11 protein-coding genes are annotated in these 13,696 nt (G+C 30.3%); 5 read left to right on the top strand and 6 right to left on the bottom strand.

From position 1 onward, the window contains the following. Nucleotides 1-11 precede the first annotated feature (11 nt). The 3 genes from dapB (at nucleotide 12) to G6N05_RS13985 (ending at nucleotide 3,054) form a co-directional block, all read left to right on the top strand. Nucleotides 12-710 carry a 4-hydroxy-tetrahydrodipicolinate reductase gene (gene dapB, locus G6N05_RS13995; protein ID WP_166130925.1) on the top strand — a complete coding sequence of 233 codons (699 nt, stop codon included), beginning with the start codon at nucleotides 12-14 and terminating at the stop codon, nucleotides 708-710. Nucleotides 711-795: 85 nt separating this feature from the next. Then, nucleotides 796-2,382 (top strand): signal peptidase I, encoded by a 1,587-nt coding sequence (gene lepB / locus G6N05_RS13990; RefSeq protein ID WP_166130922.1) that lies wholly within the window; start codon nucleotides 796-798, stop codon nucleotides 2,380-2,382. Nucleotides 2,383-2,436: 54 nt separating this feature from the next. Then, complete coding sequence (locus tag G6N05_RS13985; RefSeq protein ID WP_166130919.1) at nucleotides 2,437-3,054, top strand: WbqC family protein; 618 nt, start codon at nucleotides 2,437-2,439, stop codon at nucleotides 3,052-3,054. A 95-nt stretch (nucleotides 3,055-3,149) separates the two neighbouring features. Here the strand turns inward: G6N05_RS13985 and secDF are convergent, their stop codons facing one another. Continuing rightward, the gene (secDF, locus tag G6N05_RS13980) at nucleotides 3,150-6,122 is read right to left on the bottom strand and encodes a protein translocase subunit SecDF (RefSeq protein ID WP_166130916.1); all 2,973 of its coding nucleotides are present in this window, start codon (nucleotides 6,120-6,122) and stop codon (nucleotides 3,150-3,152) included. Between the two features lie 382 nt (nucleotides 6,123-6,504). Further along, entirely contained in the window at nucleotides 6,505-7,761 is a 1,257-nt protein-coding gene (locus tag G6N05_RS13975; protein WP_166130913.1) for an aminotransferase class I/II-fold pyridoxal phosphate-dependent enzyme, read from the bottom strand. Between the two features lie 236 nt (nucleotides 7,762-7,997). Here G6N05_RS13975 and G6N05_RS13970 point away from each other — a divergent pair, with 236 nt between their 5' ends. Then, nucleotides 7,998-8,861, top strand: a complete 864-nt coding sequence (locus G6N05_RS13970) for a hydroxymethylglutaryl-CoA lyase (RefSeq protein WP_166130910.1) — start codon at nucleotides 7,998-8,000, stop codon at nucleotides 8,859-8,861. Here G6N05_RS13970 and G6N05_RS13965 read toward each other — a convergent pair. Next, on the bottom strand, nucleotides 8,845-9,600 hold the full coding sequence (locus G6N05_RS13965; protein ID WP_166130907.1) for a VUT family protein: 756 nt from the start codon (nucleotides 9,598-9,600) through the stop codon (nucleotides 8,845-8,847). The two genes, G6N05_RS13970 and G6N05_RS13965, sit on opposite strands and share 17 nt — an antisense overlap. A gap of 107 nt (nucleotides 9,601-9,707) precedes the next feature. On the opposite strand from G6N05_RS13965, the gene guaB reads away from it, so the two are divergent. Beyond that, entirely contained in the window at nucleotides 9,708-11,180 is a 1,473-nt protein-coding gene (gene guaB / locus G6N05_RS13960) for an IMP dehydrogenase (RefSeq protein ID WP_166130904.1), read from the top strand. 79 nt (nucleotides 11,181-11,259) lie between these two features. Here the strand turns inward: guaB and G6N05_RS13955 are convergent, their stop codons facing one another. The 3 genes from G6N05_RS13955 to G6N05_RS13945 form a co-directional block, all read right to left on the bottom strand. Next, entirely contained in the window at nucleotides 11,260-11,745 is a 486-nt protein-coding gene (locus G6N05_RS13955; RefSeq protein WP_166130901.1) for a CAP domain-containing protein, read from the bottom strand. A 110-nt stretch (nucleotides 11,746-11,855) separates the two neighbouring features. Beyond that, a complete protein-coding gene (locus G6N05_RS13950; RefSeq protein ID WP_166130897.1) occupies nucleotides 11,856-12,416 on the bottom strand; it encodes a DUF4276 family protein in 561 nt (186 codons plus the stop codon). Between the two features lie 4 nt (nucleotides 12,417-12,420). Beyond that, nucleotides 12,421-13,629 carry an AAA family ATPase gene (locus G6N05_RS13945; protein ID WP_166130894.1) on the bottom strand — a complete coding sequence of 403 codons (1,209 nt, stop codon included), beginning with the start codon at nucleotides 13,627-13,629 and terminating at the stop codon, nucleotides 12,421-12,423. Nucleotides 13,630-13,696: the final 67 nt, after the last annotated feature.

Here is a 13,696-nt window from a genome sequence, read left to right as displayed (position 1 = left end):
ACTAATACAAAATGAAGATAGCACTTTTAGGTTACGGAAAAATGGGAAAAGTAATTGAAAACATTGCTTTAGAACGTGGACATCAAATTGTTTTGAAAAAAGGAAGCTCAGATAGTTTTGATGGATTATTAGATGCTGATGTCGCTATTGATTTTAGTGTTCCAAATAGTGCGGTAGGTCATATTTCAGAATGTTTAAACCACAATATTCCTGTAATCTCAGGAACAACAGGTTGGTTAGAAAATTACGATGAAATGGTGAATTTATGCCAAGAAAAAAACGGAAGTTTTATTTATGGTTCCAATTTTAGTTTAGGGGTAAATATTTTTTTCGAACTGAATAATTACTTGGCAAAAATGATGAAAAACCTTAAAGACTATAATGTCTCAATGGAAGAAATTCATCACTTACAAAAATTAGATGCGCCAAGCGGAACAGCCATTAGTTTAGCTAAAGGAATTATAGAAAATACAGATTACACCGATTGGACTTTAGATAACGCATCAACAAATGAAATTTATATTGATGCGAAAAGAATAGAAAACATTCCTGGAACACATTCTGTTTTTTACGACAGTAAAGTGGACCAAATTGAAATCAAACATACGGCTCACAGCAGAGAAGGTTTTGCTTTAGGTTCTGTAATTGCTGCCGAATGGTTACTTGGAAAAAAAGGCTTTTTCACTATGAAAGATGTTTTAGGGATATAAAGAGCCAAGTAAAAAGTAAAAAGAAACAAGTATAAAAAATAAGAGGATTTGAAGATTAATTCGTTCCTCACAACAATAAATAAGTATGGACATATCAACTTGGATTATCACATTATTAGTAATTAGCACATTACACGGCATTTGCTCTTGGAAATTATATGTAAAAGCTGGTAGAAAAGCTTGGGAAGCATTTGTTCCTGTGTATAATGGAATTGTTTTAATGCAAATTATAAACCGACCAAAATGGTGGATGTTTTTAGTGTTTTTACCTGTAATTAACTTGTTGATTTTACCTGTAATTTGGATTGAAACCTTACGTACTTTCGGTAAAAAAACTACTGCAGATATGTGGTTAGGTGTTGTTACTTTAGGATTATATATTGGATATGTAAATTACACACAAGACGTTTCTTACGAAGCAAAACGTGAAACAAAACCTGCAACTAAAGCATTAGACACTTTAGGTTCATTAACATTTGCTTTGATAGTCGCTACTTTCGTTCACACGTATTTTATTCAACCATTCGTAATTCCATCTTCATCTTTAGAAAAATCTTTATTAATTGGAGATTTCTTATTTGTAAGTAAGTTTCATTACGGAGCGAGAACACCAATGACACCTATTGCTGCGCCAATGGTTCATGATTCTATTCCTGTAATTAAAAAACTATCTTACTTAAGTAAACCACAACTTCCATATTTCAGATTTCCAGCTTTAGAAAAAATAAAAAATAATGACATTGTTGTTTTCAACTGGCCAAGAGATACACTTTCAAACATGTATATACGTGCCACAGAAAGAATTGACAAACCTCGTGATAAAAAAACAAATTATGTAAAAAGATGTGTTGGAATTCCTGGTGATAGTTTACAAATTAAAGACGGAATTGTTTTTGTTAATGGTAAAGAATTAATTTTACCAGAAAGAGCAAAACCTCAATATTCATACGAAGTTACTTATGACGCAAATACTCCTATTGACTTTGAAGGAATTTTAAAAGAACTTAATTCAACTGATGGCGCAGGTTTTAAAAATGACGCAAGAGACACTTTATACATACGTGCATTAACTTTTGAAGGTGCAGAAAAATTAAAAACAGTTTCTGGCATTAAAACCGTTAATCGAGTGATAGAAAAAGGTCCAAAAGATGGAGTGTTTCCAGATTTCGAAGACGGAAATCCTTCAGTAACTAATGACTGGAATGGTGATAATTTTGGCCCAATTTATATTCCTGAAGCTGGTAAAACTGTTACTCTAAACAAAGAAACCTTACCATTATATAAAATCATCATTACTGAATATGAAGGCAATACTTTAGAAGTAAAAGGTAATGAGATTAAAATAAACGGAAAAATAGCAAACTCTTACACATTCAAACAAGATTATTTTTGGATGATGGGAGATAACAGACATTGTTCTTTAGACGCACGTTATTTCGGTTATACTCCTGCTGATCATATTGTAGGTAAACCAATTTTTATTTGGATGAGTTTAGATTGGAATGCAAAAGGTTTATTCAATAAATTTAGAACCGAACGTTTCTTTACAACGGTAAGTGGCGAAGGTCAACCAGAATCATACTTTAAATATTTCCTAATTCTTTTAGCTGGATATTTCGCTTGGGATTGGTATAGAGGTAAGAAAAAGAAAAAAGAAGCAGATTTACTTTAAATAATTTAAGAGTTGTAATTTAGTTTACAACTCTTTTTTCATTACGATAGAATTATGAACCAGAATGACATTTTAATTTACCCAACTTATTTTCCATCTATCAGTCATTATATTGCTATGATTGATGCGAAAACGGTTACGTTTGAAGTGGAAGATACGTTTCAAAAACAAACGAATAGAAACCGAATGTACATTTATAGTCCAAACGGAATTCAACTATTAAACATATCAGTGAAGCATAACAGTGCAAACACTAACTTTAAAGACATCAAAATAGACAATCAACATAATTGGCAAAAGAACCATTTTAAATCGTTAGAAGCCGCTTATAAAAACTCTCCTTTTTACGAATATTTTGTAGATGATTTGCGACCATTATTCGAAAAGAAACATGAGTTTATGTTAGACTTGAACTTTGAGATATTTGATTTGGTAAATGAATCTTTAGGCATTTCTATTCCTTTTGAAAAAACTACAGAATACTTCCATGAAGTTTCAGACAAAACCGATTTTCGTTATTTGGTGAATGGCAAAAAAGACACCACACAAATTGAACCTTACACGCAAGTTTTTGATGACAAACATGGTTTCATAAATAACTTGTCCATCTTGGACTTATTATTTAATGAAGGAAGATATGCGGTTGATTATTTAAAACAGCAGAGTTTATAATTTGACTAATAGAAAAGAATCTGAAACAAGTTCAGATTAAAAACAAAAATGCCCCGATATGTATCGGGGCATTTTTTATATTCTTAAGTTATAACTTATGAGTTATGCTCTTGTTCAACTATTGTTTTATCGTATTTAGTCATCGTATCTACTAATACTGGTGTAGCAATAAATAATGATGAATAAGTTCCAACAATAATACCAATTAACATCGCGAAGATGAATCCACGGATTGAATCTCCACCGAAAACAAACATAATAGACAATACTAAAATCATCGTTAATGAAGTATTTAAAGTACGTGATAATGTAGTATTAATCGAATCATTTACGATTTGATTAAAGTTACCATGGTGAGATCTAATTCCTAAGAATTCACGAACTCTATCAAATACAATTACCGTATCGTTCATAGAATATCCAATTACAGTAAGAATTGCGGCAATAAAGTGCTGATCAATTTCCATGTGGAATGGCATGTATTTGTATAATAAAGAGTAAATTCCTAATACGAAAATAACGTCATGCGCAACAGCAGCAATTGCTCCTAATGAATATTGGTATTTTCTAAATGAAATTACTAAGTATAAACACACTAATAACATAGCTCCTAATACTGCCCAATAAGCATTTGTTTTGATATCATCTGCAATAGATGGACCTACTTTCATAGCTTGTAATACTCCAATTTTTTTACCTTCTTCCGTATTTGTAAACTGTTTGTAAGTAATTTCTTTAGCGAAGAATTTTTTTAATCCATTGTACAATTTAACATTTACAGCTTTATCAACCTCAACACCCTGCTTATCAATCATGTATTTAGTTGTGATTTTCAATTGTTTGTCGTTACCAAACGTTTTAGCTTCAGCTTTTTCGAAATACTCAGCAGTTGAAAGTGCATTTGAAACTTCTTCAGAAGAAACTTTTTGGTCAAACTGAACTTGGAATGTTCTTCCTCCTACGAAATCAATTCCTTGATCAAATCCATTTACATAGAATGAAACGAAACTAATAACACAAACTGTTAAAGAGAAGATATAAGTAAACTTCTTGATTCTTAAGAAATCGAAGTTGAAACCAGTAAACCAGTTTTTAGTAATATTTGTAGAGAATTGTAAACTTCTACCTTTAGCAATATCTGCATCGATAAAGAAACGAGCGATAAAGATCGAAGTAAATAATGAAGTTAAAATACCAATTAATAAAGTGATAGCAAAACCTCTAATCATTCCTTCACCAAAAATATATAAAATAGCTCCTGTTAAAACGTGAGTAACGTTAGCATCAATAATAGAACGCATAGCTCCTTTCCAACCGAAAGCATTTTTTACCGACTCTTCTAATGATAAACCAGCTCTTAATTCTTCTTTTGCTCTTTCATAGATAATAATGTTCGCATCTACTGCAGTACCCATTGTTAATACGATACCAGCAATACCAGGTAATGTTAATACAAAACCAAAGTTAGCCATTGCACCAAACAATAACACTAAGTTTAATAATAAAGCAACGTTTGCATACCATCCAGCTCTTCCGTAATAGAAAACCATCCAGAAAGAAACTAATAATAAACCAATTAATGAAGATAAAATACCGTTGTCAATTGCTTCTTGACCTAAAGATGGTCCAACAACTGCTTTTTGTACAATTTCTGCTTTAGCTGGTAATTTTCCTGCTCTTAATACGTTTTCTAAATCGGCAGTTTCTTCTAAAGTAAAACTTCCAGAAATTTGAGTTTGTCCTCCAGAAATTGCTGCTTTAGCAGTTGCTGCAGAATATACGATGTTATCTAAAACGATACAAACTTGGTTTCCTTTTTTAGCGATATCTCCAGTTAATTGTTCCCATTTTCTAGAACCAACTGGATTCATTTGCATACTTACTGCTGGTTTACCAAATTGGTCAAAATCAGCACTAGCATCTGTAACTGCACCACCTAATAATGGAGCAATACCATCAGAAGTACCTTTTAAGATGTATAATTCAACAATATCACCTAATTTTTCATTTGTTTTTCCCCAAGCAAATTTTGCATATGATGCAGTTGCTGGTAATAACGCTTTAATTTCAGATCTTTTTAAATAAGAGTTAATTTTCGCTGTATCTTTTACATTATAAGCGTATAATCCAGAAGGGCCTGCAATAGCTTTTTCGAATAATGGCCCTAAATCTTTAGCATCTTTTTTTGCAGGATCTTTTTTGTCTGCTAATAAATCGTTAACTTTTGATTTTGAATCAACAGCTTTTGTAGTATCAACTGTAGCAACTTTTTTAGTAACTGCTTTTTTCTCCGTTACTCTTAAAGCTTCGTTTGCAGCAGTAAAGAAATTACCTAATTCTTCAGGTCTTAAAGTTTCCCAAAATTCTAATTGTGCAGTACCAGATATTAATTTTTCAATTCTATCTAAATCTTTTGCACCAGGTAATTCTACTAAAATTCTTCCCGTTTCACCAATTTTTTGAATGTTTGGTTGCGCTACTCCGAATTTATCGATACGTTTTGTTAGTACTTTATAAGCACTTTCAATAGATTCAGCAACTTTTCTTTTTAAGATTACTTTTACCTGATCATCAGACATATTTGACTGAATCTCATCAGATAAATTTCTATTATAAAATACTTCAGGCGAAGCTAATTTTAAAATTCCTTTTGATTCTTTATTGAAAGCTTCAAAAAAGGCGTCTAAATAATCTTGATTTCCTTCTCTTTCTTCAGTAGCTCTAGTTAAAGCTCTATTAAAAATAGGATCTTTAGAATTGTTAGATAACGTTTTTAAAACGTCTTTAACAGAAACTTCTACAGTTACGTTAATACCACCTTCTAAATCTAACCCTTTGTTGATTTGTTGTTTTTCTATTTCCTCATAAGTAAAGCTAGCAAAACCTAAGTTTAAAACTTCTTTTTTCTTTAATGATTTTAAATAGTTTAGTTCCTTTTGAGAATCTCCTTTCGCAAACTCTTTCGCATCTTTTACAATTCCGTTAGCAACAAACGTAAATGAAAGTTGGTAGATACAAGCAATCGTAAAAATGATTGCGAAGAATTTAATTAGTCCTTTGTTTTGCATTATAGTTAATTTTAGTTATTTTCTTTAAAAACGGACAAATATATCATTTCATAAAGGATAAAACAATTTTATTTTTGTCTAAAATTCATTTTTTATAATTATTCAATCAACATTTTTGTTAATTATTTAATTATTAAGGCTTAACACAAAGGTAAGACATTAAAATTAATTAATCAATTATTTCCCACAACCTCAAATTGAGTGTTTTTTCACATGATAAATGTTATAAAAAAAACACTTTAGATGCTTTTTTTAGGTTTTTTTTTATTTCTCTCGAAACTTTTAAATTTCACTTTTACCAAAATTCTAAAACTGACAAAAAATAACATAAAAAAAGCGCTGAAATAGTTCAGCGCTTTTTAAAGTTTATATCAAACAATTATTAATTATCAATAATTGTAGAATCTGCAATTTTCTTATATGTTCCGTTTTCTAATTTCTCACGAATAGCGTCAAATGCTGTTAAAGTTTCGTCAATATCCGCAATTGTATGTGTTGTAGTAGGAATCATTCTTAATAAAATTATTCCTTTTGGAATAACTGGATACACCACAATAGATAAGAAAATACCGTAGTTTTCTCTTAAATCATTCACCATTATCATTGCTTCCGGAATACTTCCTTCTAAATAAACTGGTGTAATACACGTATTTGTATCTCCAATATTGAAACCTTTTTCTTTTAAACCGTTTTGTAACGCATTAACGTTTACCCAAAGTTTATCTTTAATTTCAGAAGAATTACGCAACAACTCTAAACGTTTTAACGAACCAATAGTTTGAATCATAGGTAACGCTTTTGCGAACATTTGAGAACGTAAATTATATTTTAAATAATCGATAATATCTTTATCAGCAGCAACGAAAGCACCAATATTTGCCATCGATTTTGCAAAAGTTGAGAAATACACATCAATTCCATCTTGACAACCTTGCTCCTCACCTGCTCCAGCTCCAGTTTTACCTAAAGTTCCGAAACCGTGTGCGTCATCTACTAATAAACGGAAATTGTATTTTTCTTTTAAAGCAACAACTTCTTTTAATTTCCCTTGTTGCCCTCTCATTCCGAAAACTCCTTCGGTAATGAATAAAATTCCTCCACCTGTTTCAGTAGCCATTTTAGTAGCACGTTGCAGGTTTTTTTCCATACTTTCTAAATCGTTATGCTTGTAAGTAAAACGTTTTCCCATATGTAAACGAACACCATCAATAATACAAGCGTGAGAATCCACGTCATAAACGATAATGTCGTTTTTAGTTACCAAAGCATCAATAATAGACACCATTCCTTGGTAACCAAAATTTAATAAATAAGCAGATTCTTTCATAACGAAAGCCGCTAATTCTCTTTCTAATTGTTCGTGAGCATCAGTATGACCACTCATCATACGAGCACCCATTGGATATGCAGCACCATATTGAGCTGCTGCTTCTGTATCAGCTTTACGAACTTCTGGATGATTGGCTAAACCTAAATAGTCATTTAAACTCCAGTTTAATATATTTTTACCTTGAAATTGCATTCTTGGACCTAATTCTCCTTCCAATTTAGGGAATACGAAATATCCTTCTGCTTGTGAAGCCCATTTACCTAATGGTCCTTTATTTTGTTGTATTCTTTCAAATAAATCTTTAACCATGATACTATATTAATTTGTGGTGCAAAAGTATAAATAAAAAAACGTTTTTAATAATTTTTTTTCATTACCTAACTTATGCTCAACACAATTGAAAAAACATATTTGCAGAAAATAAAGTTTTACTTATCTTTGACATTCTTATGAAATCGCAATTAAAACTTTTTTTTTTGCAAAAAAAATTCCGATATATAAAAAGCGATACCATATATGACCTCTAAAAAACAATTATTGCATATATGAAAGCAATTAAAATAATAGAATGTCCACGCGATGCTATGCAAGGCATCAAAACTTTTATTCCAACCGAAAAGAAAGTACAATATATCCAATCGTTATTACGTGTTGGATTTGACACTATTGATTTCGGAAGTTTTGTATCGCCAAAAGCCATTCCACAAATGCAAGATACTGCAGAAGTTTTAGCACAATTAGATTTGTCGCAAACTACAAGTAAATTACTAGCAATAATTGCTAATACTCAAGGTGCCGAAATTGCTTCAAAACACAAAGAAATTCAATATCTAGGTTTTCCTTTTTCTATTTCTGAAAATTTTCAGATGCGAAACACACACAAAACCATTGCGGAAGCATTAATTAGCTTACAAGAAATTTTAGAAATTGCAGTCAAATCTAACAAAGAAGTAGTTACCTATATTTCTATGGGATTTGGAAATCCGTATGGCGATCCATATAATGTAGAAATTGTTGGAGAATGGACTGAAAAATTAGCTAATATGGGTGTGAAAATACTATCACTTTCAGATACAATTGGCTCATCTGTTCCAGAAACGATTGATTATTTATTCAGTAATTTAATTCCGAAATATCCAAATATCGAATTTGGTGCGCATTTACATACTACTCCAGACACTTGGTTTGAAAAAGTGGACGCCGCTTACAAAGCTGGATGTGTCCGATTTGATGGTGCTATAAAAGGTTATGGCGGTTGCCCGATGGCAAAAGACGATTTAACAGGAAATATGCCAACTGAAAAATTATTATCTTATTTCACAGCAGAAAAAGCCAACACCAATTGTCATCCAATTAGTTTTGAAAGCGCATATAACGAAGCTTTAAAAATATTTAACGCTTACCACTAGTTGTAAAGTTAATAATCATAATAATATCTTTAACAGTAAGTGGTTTTCTTTTGTTATCCTTTTCTGGATTAATAACAAAATGGAACGCAAATAACGCTGATAAAATCAAACATACTAATACTTTTCCTGCAATATTCCCTATCATCATTTCTGAATAATTCAATTCCGAATAAAAATTTATGGTATAAAACAGAAAAGAATCCAAAACTGCTGTAATTACACTTGCTCCTAAAAACTGTAAAAAATAATATTTAGGAAATTTCGATTCTAAATATCTGAATAAAAATATAATTAGAATCATATCTAAATACAGTAAAATAATTCCTGTAAAAAATAAAACAATATCGAAATTAAAAATCTCCGCTAAAAAAGTGGTATTTCTAGAGAAATTATCGCTCAAAATTTGCTCTAACGAAATATAAGACAGGAAAACTAGTATAATATTACTCAAAATGATTCCATAAATCACACTTCGTACCTTAATTATACTTTCATTTCTAAAGATTAATAAAACAGCAAATAAAGTAGAAATAAAAATTAAGGTAGAACCAGGCGAAAACAAGAACACATCGAAGTATAAATTATACACATTTCCTGAAAGTATCGTTTGAAAAAACTGCATCGTTCCTAAGAAAATATACAGTAATCCAATCCCAAAATACTTTTTGGAAGCATGCAATCCTAAAATCATCAAGCCGACGATTAAAGTTTCTAAAAGCAAATATATAAATGTATCCATTTCACAAATATAATTATTTATCTCACTTAACAATTATTTAGCATAAAAACAATTGATTATTCCTAATATTTCACTAAATTTGCACGCAATTTAACTACAATTGCAGCATGAAAGCACACACTTCTAAAATTATTGGAGAAGGACTAACCTATGATGACGTTCTTTTAATTCCAAATTATTCTGAAATACTTCCAAGAGAAGTTTCTATTCAATCAAAATTTAGTAAAAACATTACCTTAAACACGCCTATTGTTTCCGCAGCAATGGACACGGTTACAGAAAGTGCTATGGCAATTGCTATGGCTCAAGAAGGAGGAATTGGTGTTTTACATAAAAATATGACTATTGCACAACAAGCTGCAGAAGTTAGAAAAGTGAAACGTGCAGAAAGCGGTATGATTATCGATCCAGTTACTCTACCATTAACTGCTAATGTTGGTGATGCTAAAAATGCCATGAGAGAATTTGGTATTGGAGGAATTCCAGTTGTAGATGCAAATGGTATTTTAAAAGGAATTGTTACCAACAGAGATTTGCGTTTTGAAAAAGAAAACAGCCGTGCAATTACTCAAGTAATGACTTCTGAAAATCTAGTAACTGCAGGAAAAGGAACTACTTTAGCTGCTGCAGAAGAAATACTACAAGAAAGTAAAATTGAAAAATTACCAGTGGTTGATGCCGATTTTAAATTAATTGGTTTAATCACTTTTAGAGATATTACGAAATTAACTCAAAAACCAAACGCTAACAAAGATAAATTTGGACGTTTACGTGTGGCTGCTGCTTTAGGTGTAACAGGTGACGTTTTAGAACGTTGCGAAGCTTTAGTAAACGCTGGAGTTGACGCCGTAATTATTGACACCGCTCACGGACATACAAAAGGTGTTGTTGATGTATTGAAACAAGTAAAAAATAAATTCCCAGAAATTGATGTAGTAGTTGGAAACATCGCGACTCCAGAAGCAGCTTTATATTTAGCTGAAAATGGTGCTGATGCAGTAAAAGTAGGAATTGGACCTGGTTCAATTTGTACGACACGTGTTGTAGCTGGTGTTGGTTTCCCTCAATTTTCAGCTGTATTAGAAGTTGCAGCCGCTTTAGAAGGAACTGGAATCCCAGTAATTGCTGACGGTGGCGTTCGTTATACAGGAGATATCCCAAAAGCGTTAGCGGCTGGAGCATCTTGTGTAATGTTAGGTTCAATGTTAGCAGGAACGAAAGAATCTCCAGGTGAAACTATTATTTTTGAAGGAAGAAAATTCAAATCATATAGAGGAATGGGTTCTGTGGAAGCCATGAAAGAAGGTTCTAAAGATCGTTACTTCCAAGATGTTGAAGATGATGTGAAAAAATTAGTTCCAGAAGGAATTGTAGGTCGCGTACCATATAAAGGAGAATTAAACGAAAGTATGCAACAATTCATTGGTGGACTTCGTGCCGGAATGGGTTATTGTGGTGCTAAAAATATTGAAACTTTACAAGCCACTAGCCGATTTGTACGTTTAACATCAAGTGGAATTAGCGAAAGTCATCCACATAATGTTACAATCACTAAAGAAGCTCCAAATTACTCGAGATAAATTTTAGTATTCAGCTTACAGTCTGAGTCTCAGTTTGCAGATAATAAAAAATCCATTCCAACTTATTGGAATGGATTTTTTATTTTTCCCCAAAAACCTGAACTGCGTAAATTTTAGTTTTAGACTCATTAAACGCGAATCCAAAACCTGTGTAATTGTACTCGCTATTTTTAATATTCTTAAAATGATTAGGCGATTTCACCCAAAGTGATTTCATCTTTTCAGCTAAAACTTCAGAATCAATAGTTTCTTTTGGAATGGTAGTAAAAAGTAAATTTTCAGCTACCATAACATATTTATCTTTACTAAAAAATTTCACTCTATCTAAATTTTTTTTTGTCTTGGGATTTTCATTCTGATCATGTTCTAAAATATCTTTACTCGCAATATATTTAGCTTGATTTGTTGCGGCCTTATCTAAATTTTCATCACGTTTTAACTTTGAACATTTATTCTCAACACGAACAACATTAATTTTATCAAACAATTTCGCATCTATTTTATCAAGATCAATATTTTGTTGAAAACCTAAAAACAACAGTACTAAAACTCCAAAACTTTTCATTTTTCACTTTTTATTAAAACGTTAAATATTGAGTTTTATTTTAGTTAAAATTTATTTAATTGAAATAAAAAAAATCCATTTCTTACGAAATGGATTTTTTTTCACTTTATTTAAGCATTAATTCTCTCTATAAATTTATTTAATTTTTTAATAAATTCATTGAAATATAAACAATTCAAAGTTTTCTCAAAATCAATTAATTTGAATAAGTCCGCATTATGTGATTCGTTATATTTTTTTGATGCAAATTTCAAATACTCTTTAGGTTCCTCTATTAACATCACATTTTCAACCTCTTCCAATTCAGCACCATAAATCCTATTGAATGTTTCAACATCTGTCAACAAAAGCGCTTCAATTTCATAAATATGCAATAAAGGAATTCCTTTTTTATCAACTACACTATTAGAACTCGTAAAATAATCCTTTCTTTCATATAATTTAGTTCTATTTGGCCAAGTTGAATCTAAATCACGAATAAAAACAACAATGTCTGGTTTTTGAAGTTGATACTCAATTCTTAAAAACCTCTTAGTCTTTTGACTATCTAAACTAGATCCATTAATTATATTCAACATTGAAACAAATTCAAAATCTTCATATTTTTTTCTCAAAAGATTCTTTATTGACTCAGTATCATTCGGAGCTTCTCCAACCAACCCTATCTTCATAAAATTATTTTTCTAAATCCGAATAAAGCCAATAATCACTTAAAAAATCTTCTTTTATATATTCATTAGCTTTTACAATTTCATTTTCATTTAAATGACGAAGTTTAGTACCTTCTTTTGAACTTGTAGAATACGCTATGACAATTCTACTTAACTCATTTGAATTTATAGCATCTAAAGCTTGAGGAGAATGAGTTGTGATAATTATTTGCTTATTTTGAGCTTCTAATTTCAAAAACTCCATCAATTTATGAAATTGATGCGGATGAATGCCTAATTCAGGTTCCTCAATCAAAATAATTCTACTTATTTGATTTTGACCTTCATACTTACCAATATTTGTTGGTCTTACATGTGTGTTTTCGTCATTTTCAAACACTTCTGAAATAATATAAAACAGACGTTTTGTACCATCTGACAAACTTGAAAACGGCAACCAATTACCATCAATCTTAAACTCAATAAAAATATTATTAACAGAAATAGTCTCTTTATCATCACTTATAAAAATATTAAAATTATCACTAAATTTAATATCTTCAATAGGTGAATATTTTTTTAAAGTTGATTTGATTTTTTCAGTTTTATTAAAAATATTTTTAAAAAGCTCCTTAAAATTATCTAAATCAAATTCTTCTTTTAAATTCATAATTCCTAAAATAAAATCTAATGTCAAACATTTAATAAAATAGGGATTAGATGGATTTCCAAAAATGCTTTGTAAATCATTTGACCATCTAAATTTAGAATTATCAATTCTAAAAGAATATGGTTTATCAACAATTAAATAATCTTTAAAAATACCGTGACAAATAAAAGTAGTATCAAAAACTATTTTATTTTTTTCAAATTTATCAAAAATAATAGTTTCGTCATTTCCTTTCTTGTCTTTTATAATTTTACCATCAACGATTAATTCATAATCCACTTTGTTTGATAAATTATTCGAATTAAACAATTCATCTATTTCAATATTTCGTTGAGACTTGAAAACATTTTTTTTTTCATTTTTAAAAAGAAATTCCGCATAAAAGTTATTTAAACTCTCATACTTAAATGACAATATTTTAGTGAGAAATTTCAAAAAATTAGTTTTACCAGCTGCATTTTTACCAATAATAACATTAAGTCCATTTTGAAACTCAACATCAACATCAATAATAGATTTGTACCCCGAGAGTTTAACTTCTTTTAAATAAAGATTATTTTCCATAAATTTAATTATTAGTACAAATATACATTACAATTTTAAATATTACGAATACTATTTTAGTAAAATT

The organism is Flavobacterium bernardetii (assembly GCF_011305415.1).
GTDB classification, from domain to species: Bacteria; Bacteroidota; Bacteroidia; order Flavobacteriales; family Flavobacteriaceae; genus Flavobacterium; species Flavobacterium bernardetii.
The sequence above is the reverse complement of the archived record's forward strand: the minus strand, read 5'-3'. Positions and strand labels throughout refer to the sequence as shown.

Bases quoted from the DNA above. Each gene is read 5' to 3' on its own strand.
- dapB (WP_166130925.1), top strand. From the start codon at position 12: ATGAAGATAGCACTTTTAGGTTACGGAAAAATGGGAAAAGTAATTGAA.
- lepB (WP_166130922.1), top strand. From the start codon at position 796: ATGGACATATCAACTTGGATTATCACATTATTAGTAATTAGCACATTA.
- G6N05_RS13985 (WP_166130919.1), top strand. From the start codon at position 2,437: ATGAACCAGAATGACATTTTAATTTACCCAACTTATTTTCCATCTATC.
- secDF (WP_166130916.1), bottom strand. From the start codon at position 6,122: ATGCAAAACAAAGGACTAATTAAATTCTTCGCAATCATTTTTACGATT.
- G6N05_RS13975 (WP_166130913.1), bottom strand. From the start codon at position 7,761: ATGGTTAAAGATTTATTTGAAAGAATACAACAAAATAAAGGACCATTA.
- G6N05_RS13970 (WP_166130910.1), top strand. From the start codon at position 7,998: ATGAAAGCAATTAAAATAATAGAATGTCCACGCGATGCTATGCAAGGC.
- G6N05_RS13965 (WP_166130907.1), bottom strand. From the start codon at position 9,600: ATGGATACATTTATATATTTGCTTTTAGAAACTTTAATCGTCGGCTTG.
- guaB (WP_166130904.1), top strand. From the start codon at position 9,708: ATGAAAGCACACACTTCTAAAATTATTGGAGAAGGACTAACCTATGAT.
- G6N05_RS13955 (WP_166130901.1), bottom strand. From the start codon at position 11,745: ATGAAAAGTTTTGGAGTTTTAGTACTGTTGTTTTTAGGTTTTCAACAA.
- G6N05_RS13950 (WP_166130897.1), bottom strand. From the start codon at position 12,416: ATGAAGATAGGGTTGGTTGGAGAAGCTCCGAATGATACTGAGTCAATA.
- G6N05_RS13945 (WP_166130894.1), bottom strand. From the start codon at position 13,629: ATGGAAAATAATCTTTATTTAAAAGAAGTTAAACTCTCGGGGTACAAA.